Here is a 19,485-nt window from a genome sequence, read left to right as displayed (position 1 = left end):
TTAAGGACCGATAACGGATGCCTTCACTTAAGGATCTGAAAAACCGGATTGCCTCCGTCAAGGCGACGCAGAAAATCACCAAGGCGATGAAAATGGTCGCCGCGGCGAAGCTGCGTCGTGCGCAGGAGGCGGCCGAAGCTGCCCGTCCTTACGCAGAGCGGATGGACAAGGTATTGGCCGGCCTTTCGGCCGCCAATGCCGGCAATGCGGGTGCGCCGCTTCTGTTGTCCGGTACGGGCAAGGATCAGGTTCATCTCCTGATCGTTGCCACCGGCGAACGTGGCCTGGCCGGCGGCTTCAACTCCTCGATCATCCGTCTTGCGCGCGATCACGCCTTGAAGCTGATTTCGCAGGGCAAGACGGTGAAGATCCTGACGGTCGGCCGCAAAGGCAACGATGTCCTGCGCCGCTCGTTCAAGGACAATATCGTCCATTACATCACCTTCCGCGAAGTCAAGCAGCTTGGTTACGTCCATGCTGACGAAGTCGCGGGCAAGGTGCTGGAAATGTTCAACGCCGGAGAGTTCGACGTTGCGACGCTGTTCTTTGCACGTTTCCAGTCGGTGATTTCTCAGATCGCGACTGCCGAGCAGATCATCCCGGCCAAGTTCGAAGCTGCGGCGTCTTCCGAGGCGTCTTCGGTTCTCTACGAATACGAGCCGAGCGAAGAGGAAATCCTCGAGGAACTGCTGCCGAAGAACATCGCGGTGCAGATCTTCCGGGCTTTGCTGGAAAACAACGCTTCCTTCTATGGTGCGCAGATGTCCGCAATGGACAACGCGACGCGCAACGCTGGTGACATGATCAACAAGCTGACCTTGTCGTACAATCGTCAGCGCCAGGCGCAGATCACCAAGGAACTCATTGAAATCATTTCGGGCGCGGAAGCGCTCTGACGGACAAGAAGAGGGTAAGAATCATGGCTACCGCAACGGGCAAGTCCCTCGGCAAAGTGACTCAGATCATCGGCGCTGTCGTTGACGTCGCCTTCGACGGCGAACTTCCGGCGATCCTCAACGCGCTTGAGACAGAAAACAACGGCAACCGTCTGGTTCTCGAAGTCGCGCAGCATCTGGGTGAAAACCAGGTCCGCACGATCGCGATGGATTCGACCGAAGGTCTCGTTCGCGGCCAGAAGGTCACCGATACGGGCGCTCCGATCTCGGTTCCGGTCGGCGAGCAGACGCTCGGCCGCATCATGAACGTCATCGGCGAGCCAGTTGACGAAGCCGGTCCGCTGGACCGCACCAACCTTCGCTCGATCCACCAGGATGCTCCGTCCTACGTGGAGCAGTCCACCGAAGGCCAGATCCTGGTCACCGGCATCAAGGTCGTCGACCTGCTCGCACCTTACGCCAAGGGCGGCAAGATCGGCCTGTTCGGCGGCGCCGGCGTCGGCAAGACGGTTCTGATCATGGAACTGATCAACAACGTCGCCAAGGCACACGGTGGTTACTCGGTCTTCGCCGGCGTGGGTGAACGTACCCGCGAAGGCAACGACCTTTACCACGAAATGATCGAATCGAACGTCAACAAGCATGGCGGCGGCGAAGGCTCCAAGGCTGCGCTGGTTTACGGCCAGATGAACGAGCCTCCGGGTGCGCGCGCTCGCGTCGCTCTGACGGGTCTGACGATTGCTGAAGACTTCCGCGACAAGGGCCAGGACGTTCTGTTCTTCGTCGACAACATCTTCCGCTTTACCCAGGCAGGTTCGGAAGTTTCGGCTCTGCTCGGCCGTATTCCTTCGGCCGTTGGCTACCAGCCGACGCTTGCGACCGACATGGGTCAGATGCAGGAACGCATCACGACAACGACGACCGGATCGATCACATCGGTTCAGGCCATCTACGTTCCCGCCGACGACTTGACCGACCCGGCTCCGGCAACCTCGTTCGCCCATCTGGACGCAACGACGGTTCTGTCGCGTTCGATCGCTGAAAAGGGCATCTACCCGGCCGTTGACCCGCTGGACTCGACCTCGCGCATGCTCGACCCGCTGGTTGTCGGCGAAGAGCATTACGAAATTGCCCGTAAGGTGCAGACGACGCTGCAGCGTTACAAGTCGCTGCAGGACATCATCGCCATCCTCGGCATGGACGAACTGTCCGAAGAGGACAAGATGACCGTTGCCCGCGCCCGCAAGATCGAGCGCTTCCTGTCGCAGCCGTTCTTCGTCGCTGAAGTGTTCACCGGTTCTCCGGGCAAGCTGGTTGCGCTCGAAGACACGATCAAGGGCTTCAAGGGCCTGGTCAACGGCGACTACGACCACCTGCCGGAAGCAGCCTTCTACATGGTCGGTTCGATCGAAGAAGCGATGGAAAAGGCCAAGAAGCTGGCTGAAGCCGCTTAATCGAAGCTTTTAGACGACGCGCCGGATCTGACTGGCGCGTCATTCCTGCATAAGACACGCCTGCATAAGACACGCGATCTTGCGTAAGACATGCAGATCATCTGCGAATTAAGGGGAAGTGGACCTTCATGGCCGACGCTTTCAAATTTGAACTGGTTTCGCCCGAGCGCCTGCTCGTTTCGGAAAATGTTTCCGAAGTGGTGCTCCCGGCTGCGCTCGGCGAAATGACGGTGCTCGCCCAGCACGCGCCGACCATGACGACGATCAAGCCGGGCGTGGTTTCGGTGAAGCTGGCTTCCGGACAGGTCAACAAATACGTCGTTTTCGGCGGCTTTGCCGATATCCTGCCGGAAAGCTGCACACTGCTTGCTGATGCTGCAGTGCCTGCCGGCGAACTGACGGCCGACACGCTGCAGAAGCGCATCGATACGGCGCAGGCCGATCTCGGCAAGGTCAATAACGACGAAGGCAAGACCCGCCTCGAACAGTTCCTCTCGGATCTGACGGAGCTCAACGGCATCGTCGTTGCCGCCTGATTTTTTCTCGGGTGCATGATTTCGAAAGGCGGTCCATCGGGCCGCCTTTTTACGTTTACGCATCTGCCCTCGCCGTATCCTCGAGCCTTACCGCCATCCTTGGGCTTGTCCCAGGAATCTGCTCCGCTTCGACCTGGTGCAACGTGATTGGATCCTCGGGGCAAGCCCGAGGATGACGAGAGATCGCAGCCTACCTCTCTTTTCAATCTCCCTAGAGCCCAGCCAGCAGGTGCTGGTGCAGGCGTGCGGCGCCGGGCGAAAGGGAGCGATATCGCGGCATGCCGAGATAATAACCGTAGCCGGTTTCGAGTGATGCCGATCCGAGTTCCACCAGCGTGCCGACGGCCAGTTGCTCGGCGATCAGGCCGCGGCTGCCAAGGGTTACGCCTTCCCCTCTCAAGGCGGCGTCAACAGCGAGCGAATAGGTGGAAAAAGACAGGCGGGGGGTAATCCGCGTCTTGGGCGGCGAGGGCAGGCGGGCAAACCATTGGCGGAAAGAGATCCAGTGTGCGTTGAACCGCTCGTAGTCGATAAGATCGAGGCGGGCGATCTCATCGGAGGTCAGCTCGGTCGCCGCCAGCCCGCGCCTGTTGATGAAATCCGGCGAGGCAACTGGAACAAGTGCCTCCTTCATCAACAGAGTGAGGTTCCAGCGGGGATGTTCGCCGGTGGAATAAAGGATGACGAGATCGTTCGCCTCGGAGGCGAGTTCGGCCGGGGCATCCGTAGTCAGCAGCCTGACCGAGACCGACGGGCTTTCATTGTCGAAATCCTTCAGCCGCTTGGCGAGGAAAAGATGCGAGACGGAGCTGCTTGCAGCAATCGAGATCGTCTCGCGGCCACCGCCGTGAAAGGGTTCGAGGCTTTCTTCGAGATATTCGAGCGTGGCGCGCACACGCTGGGCCAGTCGTTCGCCTTCCGGCGTCAGTGCCAGATTGCGGCCGCGGCGGGTAAACAGTTTGGCGCCGAGATGTTCCTCGAGGTTCTGGATGCGGCGGCTGACGGCTGCCTGGGTGATATGAAGCTCGCGGCCGGCACGGGAAAAATTCATGAAGCGGCAGGCGGCGTCATAGACGCGGAAGGCTTCGAGAGGGATGCGGTCGAGCACTGGCTTCTCCATGATCTCAGCTTATCAAATAACCCGATATTTCGATGGATTTGAAGAGTTGAAATTGTGATGCACAGTGCAGCCGTCATTCAACTCGATGGTTTGCACAAATGCGGTTCTCGACGTCTTTCATCCCTGATATCCGGTTCGGCACAGGCCTTCTCGGTGATCTTCCGGCTGCGATCAAAGGATTTGAAGGGGCCAGATGCGTGCTCATCGTGATGGACGGATTTCTGGCGGCCGCAGGACTTGCGAAGGCGCTTGCCGGCCAATTGGCCGAGGCAGGCATCGAGCCACGGCTTTATTCGGATTTTTCTGGTGAGCCGAAGCTGAAGCATCTGCAGGCGGCAAGCGCGCTTGCCGCGGGTGCTGACGTGATCGTCGGCATCGGCGGCGGATCGGCGCTGGATATCGCCAAGGTGGCGGCCTGTTGCGCCGCATCCGGCCAAGACCCGATGTATTATGCGCTGGCTGCCAATCCGCTGCCGAAAAATCCGTTGCGGAAGATCATGGTGCCGACTACCGCCGGCACCGGTTCGGAGACATCCGCGACGAACATATTCGCCGGGCCGGAAGGCAAGAAGCTCTGGATATGGGGGCAGGAAACCAAGGCAGATCTGGTTCTGCTCGATCCCGAGTTGACGATCTCGTTGCCGGCAAACCTCACCGCCTGGTGTGGCCTGGATGCCTTCATTCATGCCTTCGAGGCCGCGACCAACCGCAATGCGCCGCTCGGGGCAGGTGCCGGAGCAAAACTCCACGCCCACGAAGCGCTGCGGCTGGTCGCAGGCTCGCTGGAAGCCGCCGTCAAAGCGCCAGGGAATATAGAAGCGCGCGGCAAGGTGCTGCTCGGTTCCTGTTATGCCGGCATCGCGATCGACAATTGCGGCACGGCCATTGCCCATAATATCAGCCATGCGTTGGCCGGCCTTGCACCCATCCATCACGGGCTTGCGACGGCGCTCGGTTTCGAGGCGACGCTTGCCTGGCTTGTCGCCACGGATACGGCCGGCCTCAACGAGGCGGCACGGGCGATCGGTCTTGTCGATGCGGCGCAACTGCCGGCCTTCGTTTCCGACCTGATGGATCGCTGCCAGATCGTCCGCGCTCTGCCGAAGGCGTTCGAGGCCTTTTCCGCAGATGATCTCGCCGGCGAAATGCGGGCGCCTGAAAACCAGCCGATGCGGCGTTCGACGATCCGGGAGATTTCCGACGCGGATATCGATGCCTTCGCGGCAAGGATCATGGCGCTGCCAAAAACGCTTTGAGGGGATTGCTTCAATGACCAAGAGCTATAGCCGAGACTACTGGGAAAGCGCGCTTTCCGTCCTCAAGCCTGAAGGCCGCCACTTTATCGATGGCGATTATCGGGCAGCCGTATCGGGCGAGACCTTTACCCGTACCCGTCCGATGGACGGCAAGCCGGGTGCAGAGCTGGCGCGTGGCGGGGCGGCCGATATTGATCTCGCTGTCGCTTCCGGCCGGGCGGCGTTCGAAAGCGGCGTCTGGCGGAAACTGGAGCCGCTGGAAAAGAAAAAGATCATGCTGAAATGGGCGGAGTTGATCCGCGCTCATGGCGAAGAGCTTGCCATGCTGGAAACGCTCGATGTCGGCAAGCCGGTGCTGGCGTCGCTCAATGTCGATGTCCGGCTCTGCGCCGATGGCATCCAGTTCTACGCCGAGATGATCGACAAGCTTTATGACGAGATCGCGCCGACCGGGCCAAATGCGCGAGCCCTGGTGCGAAAAGTGCCTCTTGGCGTGATCGGCGCGATCACGCCGTGGAACTACCCGATGATCATCGATGCCTGGAAGCTCGGGCCGGCGATTGCGGCGGGGAATTCGGTGGTGCTGAAACCGGCCGAACAGTCTTCGTTATCGGCCATTCGTCTTGCGTCGCTTGCGGTGGAAGCGGGGTTGCCGGCCGGCGTGCTGAATGTCGTGACCGGTTATGGCGAGGAGGCAGGTAAACCGCTGGCGCTGCATATGGATATCGACATGATCGCGTTTACCGGTTCGACCGAGGTCGGCAAGCTGATCATGGGGTATGCGGCGCAGTCGAACGTCAAGCGGGTGGCGCTGGAACTCGGCGGCAAGTCGCCGCTCGTGGTGTTCGAGGATGCCGATCTGGATGCCGCTGCATCAGCCGTGGCGTGGGGCTGTTTCTACAATTCCGGCGAGACCTGCCATGCATCGACCCGACTTCTGGTGCAGCGATCGGTGCAGGACAGGCTGATCGAAAAGATCGAGGCGGTGACGAAGAGTGATATCGCGCTGGCGCATCCATTCGAGCCATCGGCGCAGATTGGGGCGCTGATCGAAGAGCAGCATATGAAAAAAGTGCTCGGCATGATCGCCGCCGGCGAAAAGGAGGGCGCCAGGCGCGCCTTCGGCGCCGAGCAGGTGCTGTCAGAGACCGGTGGTTATTACATCTCGCCCGGCGTGTTCGTCGACATGAGCAACGACATGAGTTTGGCACGGCAGGAAATTTTTGGTCCGGTTCTGGCCGCGATTGCCTTCGATACCGAAGAGGAAGCGCTGACGCTTGCCAATGATACGATCTATGGCCTTGCGGGCGCCGTGTTCACCAAGGACATGGACCGGGCGCACCGCTTTTCGGAAGCGATCCATGCGGGTACGGTGTGGATCAATACCTATGACATGTCGAATTTCGCCACGCCGTTCGGCGGTTTCAAACAGTCCGGTTTCGGCCGCGATCGCTCCATCCATGCGATCGACAAATATTGCGACTACAAGACGATCTGGCAGCAGTTCGGGTAACATCTCGGACAAAGGCCCTCTCTGGCCTGCCCCAGACTGAGTTCCGGCGGTGGGGCCAGGTTAAGCCCTCCCCCTTGTGGGGAGGGTAGGGAGGGGTCTTTCATCGATGGATGAGGGCGTGCCTTCGGGCAAAACGAGGAAAGAGATATTCATGAGCCGTATCACATCCATCGACATCACCCATCACCGCCTTCCCCTCGATCCGCCGTTCAAGGCGAGCTGGGATGGGCGGCCGCGGCTCAATTTCGATGCGACGATCGTGCGGGTAAGGGACGACGAGGGGCGTGAGGGGATCGGTTCGGGCGATCTGATGAAAGGGTTCGAAGGTCATGAGGACCTGTTCATCGGGCAGGATCCGCGGCATCTGGAGCGTCACTACGAAGTGCTGTCGCATATCAACTTCCATTATGGCCGCTGCTGGCCGATGGATCTGGCGCTCTGGGATCTTGCCGGCAAAATTACCGGCGAGCCGGTGTGGCGGATGCTTGGTGGCCGGTCGGACAAGGTGAGGCTTTATGCGTCGTCCGGCGTGCTGCGCGATCCGTCGGCAATGGCCGATCAGGCGGAGCGTTATATGGAAGACGGTTTTCCGGCGATGAAAGTGCGGTTTTCGTCGTCGGCGGGTGGCCGCTCGAACTGGCGCGACGATGTGAAGGCACTGGAGGCGATCCGCGCCCGCGTCGGTGAGCGGATGGAGCTGATGGTCGACTGCAACCAGGGCTGGCGCATGCCCTGGGACACGACGTTGCCTTGGACATTCAAGGATGCGCTTTCGGTGGCGAAAGAGCTTGAACGGCTTTCCATCTACTGGATGGAGGAGCCGCTGTTCCGTTCCGACCGGAAGGGGATGAAGGCGCTGAAGGAGGCGACCTCGGTCAGGATCGCCGGCGGCGAGATGACCCGCGAGCTTTATGAATTCCGCGACCTCATCGAGGAGCGTGCGCTTGATGTCATCCAGCCGGATGTGGCGCTGGTGGGCGGCATTACCGGTTGCCGCCGGCTGGTCTATCAGGCACGCGAGGCGGGTGTCACCTTCACGCCGCATAGCTGGACGAACGGGATCGGCGTTCTCGCCAATGCCCATCTGACAGCAGGTGTCGGCGACGCGCCGTTCCTCGAATACCCTTACGACAATCCCGAATGGAGCGAGGCGCGACGCGATTATCCGATGGTCGAGCCGCTGAAGCATCATGACGGCTGGCTGGAACTCGGCGAAGCGCCGGGCCTCGGCGTGGTGCTGGACCAGGAGCGTCTTAAGGCCACACGGATCGGCTGATTTCGCCATGGCGGCATGAGGCCGAAGTGTTATGCTCCGGCCATTTCATGGAGCGATTGCGATGAAGATTGGTATTGTCGGTGCGGGTATGGTGGGCAGTTCGGCAGGCTTTGCGCTGGCGATTGCCGGTTATGCCAACGAGATCGTGTTTGTCGACAAGAACGAGGCGCTGGCGGTCGCGCAGGCCGAAGACATATCGCATGCGGTTCCGTTCATGTCGGCGACGCGGGTGAGGGCTGGCGGTTATGCCGATCTTGCCGGTGCCGGTATCGTGGTTCTATCCGCCGGCGTCGGGCAGAAACCCGGAGAGGGAAGGCTCGAACTGCTCGAGCGCAATGCGGTCGTCATCCGCAGCATCGTCAGCGAGATCCTCGCCGTGGTGCCTGATCCGATCCTGCTGGTCGCAGCCAATCCGGTCGATATCATCACCCATATCGCTGCCCGGATTTCCGGCCTGCCGCGGCATCGGGTGATCGGTTCGGGGACGATCCTCGATACGGCACGGTTCCGCAGCCTGCTTGCACGCCATATCGAGATCTCGCCGCAATCCATTCCGGCCTTCGTGATTGGCGAACATGGCGACAGCGAAGTTCTCGCATGGTCGGGCGCCGTCGCGGGCTCGGCGGACCTGATCTCGTTTGCCGCACAATTGGGCAAGCCGATTACCGAGGATGTCCGCAAGGCGATCGATCATGACGTGCGCAATGCCGCCTACAAGATCATCCAGGGCAAGGGGGCAACCTATTACGGTATCGGTGCAGGCATTGCGCGGATCGTCAGAGCGATAACGCGCGACGAGGGTTCGGTTCTGTCGGTTTCGATCCACACGGATCATGTCGCCGGCGTCGACGATGTGACGCTGTCGCTGCCCCGTGTCGTCGGGGCGCGTGGTGTGACCGCCGACCTCCTGCCCGATCTCGCGCCATCCGAGCAGCAGGCGCTGACACGCAGCGCCCAGATCCTGAAGGATCTTTCCAGTTCGCTCAAAATCTGACCCTTAGGGACACGCCATAGCTGTGTGATCTTCGATTTGACGGTTGGCAGCTCCGTTGCCAAGCGGATAGAACAGATGCTGCAATACGATGGGGGCAGTATGCTGGCGTTTTTGTCGATCGATGACCGGACTATGCGGGATGGAGCGAAACCCGCTGATACCGATGCCGGCGTGCGGCGGCCTTCCTGCCATCTGCCCGGACAGGTCTGCCGATGATCGACAAGCTGGAATTTTTCATCGTTCTGGCACGGGAAGAGCATTTCGGCCGGGCTGCGGAAGAATGCGGCGTGGCCCAGCCATCCCTGTCGGCGGCGATCCGCCAGCTGGAGGAACAGCTCGGCGTGCAGCTGGTGGTGCGCGGTTCGCGCTATCGCGGGCTGACGCCGGAGGGCCAGCGGGTTCTGGAATGGGCCAAGCGTATCGTCGGCGACGCCAGGACGATGCGCGAGGAAATGCGCGCGGCGCGCAAAGGGCTGACAGGGCATATCCGGCTTGCCGTCATCCCGACCGCTCTTTCGATGGTATCCGGATTGACGGAACCCTTTCAGGAAAAACATCCCGAGGTGAGCTTTTCGGTCGTCTCGCGCACCTCGCTACAGGTGCTGTCGCAGCTCGATAATTTCGAGATCGATGCGGGCATAACCTATCTCGACAACGAACCGCTCGGCCGGGTGACGAGCGTTCCGCTCTATTCGGAGGAGTATACGCTGATTGCGGCGGAAGGGACGCCTTATGCGAACCGGAACTCGGTTCGATGGGCAGAGATGGCCGATCTCAAGCTCTGCCTGCTGACGCCCGACATGCAGAACCGGCGTATCATCAACCAGCATCTGGGCGAAGCCGGTATCTCGGTGAAGCCGATGCTGGAATCCAATTCGATGGCGGTGCTTCTGTCGCATGTGGCGGCAGGCAGGCTTGCCAGCATCATGCCGCGCAATGCGGTGAAATCATTCGGTTTCGAAGACGGTATCCGGATGATCCCGATCGTCGAACCGGAGGTGAGGCATATCGTCGGGCTGGTGGCGCCTCACCGGGAGCCGTTCACGCCCTTGGTTTCGGCACTGCTCCACGAGGCCAGAGCCCTGGGCGGCAAACCGGTTTGAAACTGCTTCGGTGTCCTTATATTATAGGGAACACGGCGCCTCAGCTGCAGAAGATAAGGAGACCCGATGGCGGGCTTCAGGACGACCACGGTCGCAGAGGAAATCATTCGCCGCAACGGCGTTGTCCGGGCCGGCACACGCGTGGTGCCGGAGGAGGTGCCGATCGCTTTCTCCTATGGCGGTTCGACCCATGCGGTGATGATGGGGACGCCGGCGGATCTTGACGATTTTGCCGTCGGTTTCAGCCTGGCGGAAGGCATTATCGCCTCGATGGCGGAGATCGAGGAGATCACGGTTCTGGACGAGGACCAGGGTCTCGACGTGCAGATACGGCTTGCCGAAGACAAGGAGGATGCGCTTCGCCTGCGGCGGCGCAGCATGGCCGGTCCTGTCGGTTGCGGACTTTGCGGCATCGAATCGATCGAGCAGGCGATGCGGGTGGTGCCGGATGTGTCCGGCGTGGGGATGGCCCTGTCGCCCTTGGACATAACGGGTGCGATTGCCGCACTCAATGCAGCACAGCCATTGCATGCGGAGACACGTGCCGTGCACGGCGCCGGTTTCTACGTGCCTGGCGAAGGGCTGGTGGCGGTGCGCGAAGATGTCGGCCGCCACAATGCGCTCGACAAGCTTGCTGGTGCGGTGATCCGCGCAGGCCGCACAGGAGCTGAAGGCATCGTCGCGGTCACGAGTCGCATCTCCGTTGAAATGGTCCAGAAGGCGGCCATTCTTGGCAGTTCGACCCTGGTTGCAATTTCCGCACCGACGGCGCTGGCCATCCGTACGGCGGAAGAAGCGGGAATGACGTTGGTGGCGTTGACACGCGGTGAGGATTTCGAGATCTTTACGGGTGCCGGGCGTATTTCCATCGGGCCGGCGACCGACGTCGCCTGAACGGCCATCGATGATGATTGAGTGATTTCTCGGCAAGCAATCGGAGGAGCCTCCGTTTACTTGCCAAGTGCGTAAACATGCGCTATGAATGGTTATGCCTTTCGCCGGGAGAACGCTTTCCGGCGGCAGAGGCTTCCCATCATCCGATCTCATTCCACATCACATATCTCCAGAATGGAGCCGTTCATGCGATATAATCAATTGGGCAATACCGGCTTGTTCGTGTCGGAAATCTGCCTCGGCACGATGACTTTCGGCGAGGCGGACAGCCAGGCGCAATGGGGCAAGATTGCCGGCGTCGACCAGGATGTCGCCGACCGCATCCTCGACCGGTCGGTCAAGTCCGGCGTCAATTTCGTCGACACGGCGGATGTCTACTCTTTCGGCACTTCGGAGCGAATTCTCGGCAATGCAATTCGCAATATCGGCCTTGCTCGCAAGGATATCGTCATCGCCACCAAGTTTCTCGGCCAGATGGGCGACAAGCCCAATGACCGGGGCGCGTCGCGCGGGCATATCATGGATTCGGTCGAGAAAAGCCTGGAGCGCCTGCAGGTCGACCATATCGATCTCTACCAGATCCACGGCACAGATCCGGTAACACCGATCGACGAGACATTGAGAGCGCTCGACGATCTCGTGTCGCGTGGCCTTGTGCGTTATATCGGCCTGTCGAACTGGGCCGCATGGCGGGTCGCGAAGGCGCTCGGCATTTCCGACCGCCGGGGTCTTGCCCGGTTCGAAACGGTGCAGGCCTATTATTCGATCGCCGGGCGGGATCTCGAGCGCGAGATCGTGCCCTTGATGCAGGAGGAAAAGCTCGGCCTGATGGTCTGGTCGCCGCTTGCCGGTGGGTTGTTATCCGGCAAATACGGTCCCGGCGCGCCCGGCAATGGCGAGGGGCGGCGGCAGGATTTCGATTTCCCGCCGGTCGATACCTATCGTGCCTGGGCCTGCGTTGCCGCCATGCGGGAGATTGCCAAGAAACATGAGGCAAGTGTGGCTGCCGTGGCGCTCGCCTATATTCTTGCAAAGCCCTTCATTACCAGCGTCATCATCGGTGCCAAGCGCATCGAACAGCTGGAGGAAAACCTCAAGGCGGTGTCGGTTCGGCTTGATGCCGGAGACATGGCAAGGCTCGACGAAGTCAGTGCGCTGACGCCGGAATATCCGGGCTGGATGATCGAGAGGCAGATGGCCGGCCGTCGTCCGGCGCCGTTCGAAGGCAAAGAATAAAAAATCGGGAGGGAGGCCGCTGCCGGCCTCCCTCCGTCCTCCTCTTGTTAAAAGTCTTCCCAGCCGGCTCCGCCGCCGCCGGCCGCGTGCTTGAGATTGGCATGCGCCATTCGAAGCGGAGCGGTGTTGACCGGTGCAGATCTTGCGGGTGCGGGATAACGGGCCGGGCCGGAGCCGCCGATGTCGAACTGTGTCAACAGTCCTCGCAGGCTTTCCGCCTCGCTGGCAAGCGAATGGCTGGCCGCCGTGGTTTCCTCGACCATTGCCGCGTTCTGCTGGGTGGCCTGGTCCATGTGATTGACCGCCTGGCTGACCTCGCGCAGGCTGGAAGCCTGTTCGCGCGAGGCCTCGACGATCGCCGAGACGTTCTCGTGGATGCTGGCGACCTGCGTGAGGATGTCGCGCAACGAGGCGCCTGTCTTGCCGACCAGTTCCACCCCGCCGGAAACCTGATGGCTGGACGTGTTGATCAGCGTCTTGATCTCCTTGGCCGCCTTGGCCGAACGCTGTGCCAGTTCACGGACTTCCTGGGCCACAACGGCAAACCCCTTGCCCGCTTCGCCCGCCCGTGCCGCTTCGACACCCGCATTCAAGGCAAGCAGGTTGGTCTGGAAGGCGATGTCGTCGATCACGCCGATAATGTTGGTGATCTCGTTGGAGGATCTGGCGATCCCGTCCATGGCGGCGATCGCCTCCTGGACGACCAGGCCCGACTGTTCTGCATTCTGGCGGGTGTTAGTGACAAGCCGGCCTGCCTCATCGGCGCGATTGCTCGAATCGCTGACGGTGCGGGTGATCTGTTCCAATGCCGCCGCTGCCTCTTCCAGCGACGCGGCCTGCTGCTCGGTTCGTTTCGCCAGTTCCTGGGATGCGTCGCGGATTTCGCTGGATGCGGCGGCGATTGCCGATGCGTTCTGCGCCACGACCGTCATCGCGTCCCGCAGTTTCGATGCGACCGCGTTGAAGTCGCGCCTTGTGCTTTCCATGCTCGGCACGAACTGCGTGTCGATCGACTGATCCAGCTTGCCTTCCGCAAGGTCGCGAAGGCCGGTTCCAAGCAGTCCGATGGCGCTCATGCGCGGCGTCACGTCGGTGGCAAATTTCACCACCTTGCTGACCTTGCCCTTGAGATCGACGATCGGGTTATAGGCTGCCTGGATCCAGATTTCCTTGCCGCCCTTGCCGTAACGGACGAACTCGTCGGAGATGAATTCGCCGCGCGCCAGTCGTGGCCAGAATTCGGCATATTCGCTCGAGGCGGCATAACCGGGTTCGCAGAACATGCGGTGATGTCTGCCCTTGATCTCTGAAATGTCGTAACCGAGCCCGGCGCAAAAATTTTCGTTGGCCTCCAGGATCGTGCCGTCGGGCAGGAATTCGATGACGGCCTGCGACCGGCTGATGGCGTCAAGCTTGCTGGCGTCTTCTGCAGCCTTGATCTTGGCTGCCGTAATGTCGGTCGCGATCTTGATGACCTTGTAGGGTTTTCCGCCGCGCGAAACCGGATTGTAGGAGGCCTGGATCCAGATTTCCTGGCCGGTTTTGGTGATCCGCTTGTATTCGCGGGCATCGAAGTTTCCGGCCGCGAGATTGGCCCAGAACGCCTTGTAGTCGGCGGAGGCAACATAATCCGCCTCGCAGAACATGCGATGGTGTTTGCCCTTGATCTCCTGCAGCGAATAACCGACGGCATCGCAGAAATTTTGATTGGCGGTCAGGATGTTGCCGCCAAGGTCGAATTCGATGACTGCCTGTGATCGCGATATCGCGGCCAGTGTGTCCAATGCACCTGCCGCCTTGCCCAGTCCCAGCATGGAGTGTCCCTCAGACGTAACCTAGGCGGTTACTGCCAATTGTCACATGGTCGTGCAGCGCATCAAAGCGCTGACCTTCCATGTATATTAGGACATCGAAAGATTAATGCCGTCTTTATTAAAAATATAAATAGTCGCCCAAAATAATAAGGGCCGCATCTCTGCGACCCTTCAAAACGTCATCGAAAAATGGAGCGCCTCAGGCGGCGATGTCTTCCATCTCGGTGCCCTTGAACATCTTGGAGAGGTTCAGGAAGCAGATCATGCCGTTTTCATTGGCGATGATGCCTTCCGAAAAGGACTTGTCGAAAGAGGCGGATACTTCCGGCACGGGCTGGACCTGGCTGGAAGGAATGGTGAGGATGTCGGACACGCGGTCGACCAGCATGCCGATGACCATGTTGTGGACTTCTGCCACAACGATGGCGCTGCGCTCATTGGCAACCGTGCTCTTCATGCCGAGCTTGTAGGCGAGATCGATGATCGGGATAACCGAGCCGCGCAGGTTCATGACGCCGATAACGTCCTTCGGTGCATGCGGAAGAGGCGTAGACGGAGCCCAGCCGCGGATTTCGCGGATTGTCGTCGTCTTGACGCAGAATTCCTGATCGTGGAGGCGGAAAGCGATAATCTCCAGCATTTCGCCGTTATACATTGTCGAGTTGATCGTGGTTGCCATCAAAATTTGCCCCAGCTTTCCGTTGCCTGCACGACGGACGGCCGCGCCGGGTAATGGCGCTTAGGTCTTCGTCATGTCGCGGTCCGTTGCAGCCTTACGCCAAACTCAGAACCCGCGAAGCACAGTATAGACGGGGATTATTGCTCAAACCTAAACCGCAGGCAGTTTCCGGTTAAGGATATCCAGAAAGACCCGGCGGGGAGCCTCAATATTCCTTTTCATAAAAAATGCCGGCCTTGCCACCTTCAGTGCCGGCACCGGCCTTCAGCTTCACCCCGCGGCCGACATCGAGATTGATCGTCGCCTCGGCGCCGCCTTCGCCTCCCTGTTCGACCTGGAGGTAGGTGCGGTTGTTGATGTAGCGACCGGCCGAGACCGTCGTCTGGCCGGTTGAGTCCGTGTTGACGTCGAGATCGTCGACGCCGAGATTGCTGCGCAGTGTCTGCAGCAGCGATGTCGATCCGCCACCGGCGAGCTGGCTGACTGCATCGGCCAGCTGGGCGATCTGCAGCGGCGACAGACGCGACATGGACTGGCCGAAGATCAACTGGGCCATAACCTCGTCCTGAGGCAAAGCGGGGGAGGAGGAAAAGGCGATCGTCGGGTCGTTCGCCATTCCGGTGACACCCACCGTGATGGTGGTCTGGCCCGACGTGGTGTCGGCCGACATGTCGAGGACCGGGATCAGGCCACCGCCGAATTTGATGTCGCCATTGGTGAAGTCGAGCCGCTTGGTCAGGATGATGATGCGGCCGCGCCGCATTTCGAAACCGCCCGAGACCTGTGGGTCGATCGCTGTGCCGGAAACGGCGAGCTCGCCGCCAAGCTCGGCGTCGATGCCGCGGCCGCGAACGAAGATACCGTTCGGAGCGCGCACACGCAGGTCAAGCCTGATCGGGTTCGAGCTGCCGGATGCCTGTTTCGGACGAATTTCCTCCATCTGGCGCAGGACATCGGCCGGCGCATTGCGATGGCGGATGTCGATGGCGGACAGCGAGGTCGGAAGCTTGGCGGGTACGGTGATCGACGCCTTGGTGAGGGTGATCTCGCCGCCCAGCGCCGGACCTGACATGACAGGCCCCTTGAATGTCAGGGTGCCATCGGCGGTGACTGCAAACAGCGTGCCGTCGGCATAACTCGCCTGTGCCAGCTTGATGGTCAGATCGGCCGGGAAACCGGACGCGGGTTCTATACCGATCGTGCCGTCGACCGAGACGGTGCCGCCGCCGGAAAGTTTGCCCGAGATGCCCGAAAGGCGTGCCGTCTTGCCGTCCAGAGCCACATTTGCGGTGAGTGCCGTGATCGCCAGATTTCTGCGGACATCGACCAGGCGGGAGCCGGACGTGGTGAGCGTGCCGGTGATCGCCGGAGCTGCCGCCGACCCGCGCACCGCGACGTCGACCTTGCCGGTTCCTTCGAGAACGAAGCCCTGGGCTGCGAGCTGTCCGGCGAGGATCGAGAACGGGAAATTGCCGGCGAATTTCAGGTCGAGAGGGCGATCGCCGGTAACCACCACCGAACCGCCGCCGGACAGTGCAATACCGCCGCCGCCGGAAAGCCGGGTATCGAGCGTGACACGGCCATCCTCGAATGTGCCGCCTGCGGTGATATCGACCGCTGCGACGCCGGCACCCGACATCTGGCTGACAGATGCGCCATCCCATTTCAGATCATAACGAACGGCCGGTGCCTGGGCTGTCCCGGTTGCTTTTACGGTGCCCGAAATGGTGCCCTGCGCCCCAAGACCTGGAACGAAAGCATTGGCGATGCCTGCCGGTACGGCCTTGGCGCGGGCATTGATGTTGAGCGCCGGTCCGCCGGCGTCATTCAGGACAACGCGCCCGTCGGCGGTGATTTCCATGCCGTTGCCGCCGGCTATGCGGGTGTTTTCTAGTGCGACTGTGCCGTCTGCAAAGGTACCTGCGGCAGAGATGCGAAATGGACTGATGCCAGCATCGCCCAATTGGCGAAGCTGGGCATCACTCCATTCCAAATCATATTTTATCGCGGGAGCCGAACTGGTGCCCGTTGCATTGATCGTGCCCGAAATGTTGCCCGCCGCATGGATGGTGGGCAGGAAGGTGTTGAGCAGGCTTGCCGGCAAAGCGTTGATCTTCGCTGCAATATCGAGGCTGGAGCCGGCCGTGCCGTTGACCGCGACGCTTCCCGATCCGGTTGCAAGCGTAAGATCCGAAAGACGGGCACCACCGTTTTCGATGACGATCCTGCTGGGGTTCGCAAGCCTCACCGGAATTTTGCGCGGCGTCGCCTCAAAGCTTTGAAGGCCGATGGCAAGGCCGCCGGCCGTCTCGATCGTAGCCTTGGTAGTCAGCGGTGCGCCATCATAATTGGCAGAAAGATCGATCGACGTGGTCGTTCCGCCGTGCTGAAGCGCGACGTTCAGGCCTTCGAGGAAAATCGCATCCGTGCCGAGGCGGGCGGCGCGGATCGAGCCCTGGGCGGCGATGGTCTTGATATCGGGGATTGTCAGGTCGATGACCGGTTGCACCAAGCCGGCATTGCCGCGACGCAGTGCTGCGCCGCTGGCATTGATGATGGCACTGGTGGCGGTATCCTGCCGATTGAAGACAACCGATCCCTTCAGGTCGCCCTGCGCCTGCTGTGCGGCGAGGGCCGCCAGAAGCGAGACGTCCGGGAAATCAAAATCGAGGCGACCGGACGGAGTGAAATCGGACGAGAAGACCAAGGCTCCGGTGAGCTTGTTCGGACCGATCTCCGCATTGATGGCCGGGGCGCGGGTTTCGCCGTTTGCCGATGCAACGTCGGCATTGATGTGGATCGGCTTGCCGTCGATCGCGCCCTTGACCGCGAGATGGCCTTGCGGCGCATCGGGGTTGGCCGTGCCGTCGATGACGAGGCTCAGATCCTCCAGCTTGCGGCCGACAAGACGCGCTTCGGCTGAATTGACAATGGCCTTGACGGCGACTGCATTGAGCGGCCCCTTGGCGGAAACATCGAAGCCGGCGGCACCTTCGGCATCACCGAGCCAGCGCTTGATGTCAGGCAGGCGGCCGGCAAGCCGGCCGGCGACATTGCCATTTTCCATCAGGACGCTGCCGTGAGCCTCGATGGCATTCGATTTGACCACGAGGTTTTCAAGGCTCATGCGTCCGCCCTGGACGACGTCGACATAACCTTCCGCGGCGATGGCGCCATCGAACTTGCCGGCAATCGACGGCGGGAGAATGCTCGGATTGGCCGACATACGGAAATTGCCGGTGACGGCCTGTTTCGTCGTGTCGAAGGCGCCGCTGATCGTTCCGTTGAAACCGGCACTTTCGAAAGTGGCGGCGTCGAGGCCGATCGCCGGTGGAGCAAGGCGCAAGGGTGCGTCGAGCGTGACCGGTCCGCGAACCATCCTGCCGATATCGGCATTGGTGAAGTTCAGGTCGCCAATGGTCAATCTGCTGCGAATGCTGCCGGCGCGGTCGACGAGATCGAGATCCTCGCTTTCGGCCTGTAGTCTGATCTGGCGGAAACGACCCTGGGGCAGTTCGGCAAGAGGCAAGGCGGCAGTGGCGTTGAACCTTGCCGAGGTGGCCGCACCCGTCAGGGTGAAATTCAGGCTGTCGACCGAGAAACGGCTCGGCTGGCCATTGATCGGCCAGGCAATGTCAACCGGTCCCTTGGTGCCGGCGAGGCTCGCCGTCAGGCTGTTGTCGCCCTTCGGGTCCCAGGCGCCCTTGGCCGAAAGGCGGACGGCGCCCGAGGTCAGCTGGCCGCGCTGGAAATCCACGCGTCCCGACTTCGAATAGGTCGCGGCGATATCGATGTCGGTCGTGCCGTCGAACAGGTCGCGCAACGCGGGCGGCATCAGCGTGGCAAGCTGTCCGCCACCCTTGATCTCGACCCGGTGTCCGCCATTGTCGACGAGCAGATGGCGTCCGTCGACCGAAATGACCGGCTGGTCGGCCACTTGGCCGCTGAGCTTGCCGGCCCAGTTCGATAGCGGACCTTCGCCATCAAGCGCCAGCTGTACTGCCGGTGCGCCGGGAAGTCTCAGCAGTCGCGCAAGCAGGCCGCCGTCCGGCTCGGACACGGATGCCTTCAGCGTCAGGCGGTTTTCCGACGGTGCATAGACAATGTCTGCCAGCGCCTTCGCGTCTGGCTCGTCCTTGCGCGTCGCCTGCAGGTTCAAGGCGATGTTCGGTCCGGTCGCGTCCACCGATCCCTTGAGGGAGAGCGCGAAATCGCGTCCGGACAGCGCCTGAGCGAGGTTGATATCGGGAAGGTCGAGTTCCGCAACGCGAATTCCGAGTGGTAGAGAGACGCCCGAGCTCGACGTGCTCGTCGTCTGGGTCGCCGTGGTCGGCTCCGGCGGACGTAGGAAATCGACGGCGCTGGCGGAAATGCGGTCGGCCCTGAACTCGCCGGTGATGAGTGCCATCGGCGACCAGTCGATCTCGATGCCACTGATCTGCGCGTAAGGGCCCTTGCTATCGGACAGGGTAAGGTCACCAACACGCAGGTCACCGGTCAGCAATCCCTTGGGTCGCGTGAACGAGATTGTGCGGTCGGGCGTCGAGACCAGCGAGGAGATCCGGCTGGCAGCAATATCGCCACCCATCGGCGTGAAGGCGACGAACAGAACAACGCCGAGCGCCATGACGAAAAGAACGCCGATTGCCGCGATTGCGGCTCTCAATGTCCATTTCAGGAGGCGGACGATGAATGTCATAATTATATAGTCGCC

Annotated in this window: 14 protein-coding genes; 10 read left to right on the top strand and 4 right to left on the bottom strand. The window is 61.1% G+C overall.

The annotated features are described in order from the left end of the window. Window positions 1–17 precede the first annotated feature (17 nt). The 3 genes from AC2GXZ_RS23950 (at window position 18) to AC2GXZ_RS23940 (ending at window position 2,886) form a co-directional block, all read left to right on the top strand. Window positions 18–896, top strand: coding sequence for a F0F1 ATP synthase subunit gamma (locus tag AC2GXZ_RS23950; RefSeq protein ID WP_483761726.1), 879 nt, complete (start codon window positions 18–20; stop codon window positions 894–896). A gap of 23 nt (window positions 897–919) precedes the next feature. After that, entirely contained in the window at window positions 920–2,350 is a 1,431-nt protein-coding gene (gene atpD / locus AC2GXZ_RS23945; RefSeq protein ID WP_483761725.1) for a F0F1 ATP synthase subunit beta, read from the top strand. A 128-nt stretch (window positions 2,351–2,478) separates the two neighbouring features. After that, window positions 2,479–2,886: a F0F1 ATP synthase subunit epsilon gene (locus tag AC2GXZ_RS23940; RefSeq protein WP_483761724.1), complete on the top strand. Its 408-nt coding sequence runs from the start codon at window positions 2,479–2,481 to the stop codon at window positions 2,884–2,886. 211 nt (window positions 2,887–3,097) lie between these two features. On the opposite strand, the gene AC2GXZ_RS23935 is transcribed toward AC2GXZ_RS23940, so the two are convergent. Continuing rightward, window positions 3,098–3,994, bottom strand: a complete 897-nt coding sequence (locus AC2GXZ_RS23935) for a LysR substrate-binding domain-containing protein (protein ID WP_483761723.1) — start codon at window positions 3,992–3,994, stop codon at window positions 3,098–3,100. Window positions 3,995–4,104: 110 nt separating this feature from the next. Between AC2GXZ_RS23935 and AC2GXZ_RS23930 the strand changes: the two genes are divergently transcribed. The 7 genes from AC2GXZ_RS23930 to AC2GXZ_RS23900 all read left to right on the top strand — a co-directional run bounded on the left by AC2GXZ_RS23930 (window position 4,105) and on the right by AC2GXZ_RS23900 (window position 12,278). Further along, window positions 4,105–5,262 (top strand): iron-containing alcohol dehydrogenase, encoded by a 1,158-nt coding sequence (locus AC2GXZ_RS23930; protein ID WP_483761722.1) that lies wholly within the window; start codon window positions 4,105–4,107, stop codon window positions 5,260–5,262. A gap of 13 nt (window positions 5,263–5,275) precedes the next feature. After that, entirely contained in the window at window positions 5,276–6,775 is a 1,500-nt protein-coding gene (locus AC2GXZ_RS23925) for an aldehyde dehydrogenase (RefSeq protein ID WP_483761721.1), read from the top strand. Between the two features lie 151 nt (window positions 6,776–6,926). Beyond that, window positions 6,927–8,051 carry a mandelate racemase/muconate lactonizing enzyme family protein gene (locus AC2GXZ_RS23920; protein ID WP_483761720.1) on the top strand — a complete coding sequence of 375 codons (1,125 nt, stop codon included), beginning with the start codon at window positions 6,927–6,929 and terminating at the stop codon, window positions 8,049–8,051. Between the two features lie 61 nt (window positions 8,052–8,112). Continuing rightward, window positions 8,113–9,045, top strand: a complete 933-nt coding sequence (locus tag AC2GXZ_RS23915; protein ID WP_483761719.1) for an L-lactate dehydrogenase — start codon at window positions 8,113–8,115, stop codon at window positions 9,043–9,045. 212 nt (window positions 9,046–9,257) lie between these two features. Next, complete coding sequence (locus tag AC2GXZ_RS23910; protein ID WP_483761718.1) at window positions 9,258–10,148, top strand: LysR family transcriptional regulator; 891 nt, start codon at window positions 9,258–9,260, stop codon at window positions 10,146–10,148. A gap of 66 nt (window positions 10,149–10,214) precedes the next feature. Continuing rightward, window positions 10,215–11,042: a formate dehydrogenase accessory sulfurtransferase FdhD gene (gene fdhD / locus AC2GXZ_RS23905; RefSeq protein WP_483761717.1), complete on the top strand. Its 828-nt coding sequence runs from the start codon at window positions 10,215–10,217 to the stop codon at window positions 11,040–11,042. A 186-nt stretch (window positions 11,043–11,228) separates the two neighbouring features. Beyond that, window positions 11,229–12,278, top strand: a complete 1,050-nt coding sequence (locus tag AC2GXZ_RS23900) for an aldo/keto reductase (RefSeq protein ID WP_483761716.1) — start codon at window positions 11,229–11,231, stop codon at window positions 12,276–12,278. 47 nt (window positions 12,279–12,325) lie between these two features. Here AC2GXZ_RS23900 and AC2GXZ_RS23895 read toward each other — a convergent pair whose 3' ends face one another. From AC2GXZ_RS23895 to AC2GXZ_RS23885, 3 genes are all read right to left on the bottom strand, one after another. Further along, the gene (locus AC2GXZ_RS23895; protein WP_483761715.1) at window positions 12,326–14,092 is read right to left on the bottom strand and encodes a methyl-accepting chemotaxis protein; all 1,767 of its coding nucleotides are present in this window, start codon (window positions 14,090–14,092) and stop codon (window positions 12,326–12,328) included. Window positions 14,093–14,291: 199 nt separating this feature from the next. Next, on the bottom strand, window positions 14,292–14,771 hold the full coding sequence (locus tag AC2GXZ_RS23890; RefSeq protein ID WP_483761714.1) for a chemotaxis protein CheW: 480 nt from the start codon (window positions 14,769–14,771) through the stop codon (window positions 14,292–14,294). A gap of 205 nt (window positions 14,772–14,976) precedes the next feature. Continuing rightward, a complete protein-coding gene (locus AC2GXZ_RS23885) occupies window positions 14,977–19,470 on the bottom strand; it encodes a translocation/assembly module TamB domain-containing protein (RefSeq protein ID WP_483761713.1) in 4,494 nt (1,497 codons plus the stop codon). Window positions 19,471–19,485: the final 15 nt, after the last annotated feature.

The sequence above is a fragment of the Aliirhizobium sp. YIM B11859 genome, assembly GCF_057163345.1.
This window is presented reverse-complemented; position numbering and strand designations above follow the sequence as displayed.

What these genes read in the sequence shown, in the direction of transcription:
- AC2GXZ_RS23910 (WP_483761718.1), top strand. Translation starts at nt 9,258, where the DNA reads ATGATCGACAAGCTGGAATTTTTCATCGTTCTGGCACGGGAAGAGCAT.
- AC2GXZ_RS23890 (WP_483761714.1), bottom strand. Translation starts at nt 14,771, where the DNA reads ATGGCAACCACGATCAACTCGACAATGTATAACGGCGAAATGCTGGAG.
- AC2GXZ_RS23895 (WP_483761715.1), bottom strand. Translation starts at nt 14,092, where the DNA reads ATGCTGGGACTGGGCAAGGCGGCAGGTGCATTGGACACACTGGCCGCG.
- AC2GXZ_RS23920 (WP_483761720.1), top strand. Translation starts at nt 6,927, where the DNA reads ATGAGCCGTATCACATCCATCGACATCACCCATCACCGCCTTCCCCTC.
- fdhD (WP_483761717.1), top strand. Translation starts at nt 10,215, where the DNA reads ATGGCGGGCTTCAGGACGACCACGGTCGCAGAGGAAATCATTCGCCGC.
- AC2GXZ_RS23925 (WP_483761721.1), top strand. Translation starts at nt 5,276, where the DNA reads ATGACCAAGAGCTATAGCCGAGACTACTGGGAAAGCGCGCTTTCCGTC.
- AC2GXZ_RS23940 (WP_483761724.1), top strand. Translation starts at nt 2,479, where the DNA reads ATGGCCGACGCTTTCAAATTTGAACTGGTTTCGCCCGAGCGCCTGCTC.
- AC2GXZ_RS23915 (WP_483761719.1), top strand. Translation starts at nt 8,113, where the DNA reads ATGAAGATTGGTATTGTCGGTGCGGGTATGGTGGGCAGTTCGGCAGGC.
- atpD (WP_483761725.1), top strand. Translation starts at nt 920, where the DNA reads ATGGCTACCGCAACGGGCAAGTCCCTCGGCAAAGTGACTCAGATCATC.
- AC2GXZ_RS23885 (WP_483761713.1), bottom strand. Translation starts at nt 19,470, where the DNA reads ATGACATTCATCGTCCGCCTCCTGAAATGGACATTGAGAGCCGCAATC.
- AC2GXZ_RS23950 (WP_483761726.1), top strand. Translation starts at nt 18, where the DNA reads ATGCCTTCACTTAAGGATCTGAAAAACCGGATTGCCTCCGTCAAGGCG.
- AC2GXZ_RS23930 (WP_483761722.1), top strand. Translation starts at nt 4,105, where the DNA reads ATGCGGTTCTCGACGTCTTTCATCCCTGATATCCGGTTCGGCACAGGC.
- AC2GXZ_RS23900 (WP_483761716.1), top strand. Translation starts at nt 11,229, where the DNA reads ATGCGATATAATCAATTGGGCAATACCGGCTTGTTCGTGTCGGAAATC.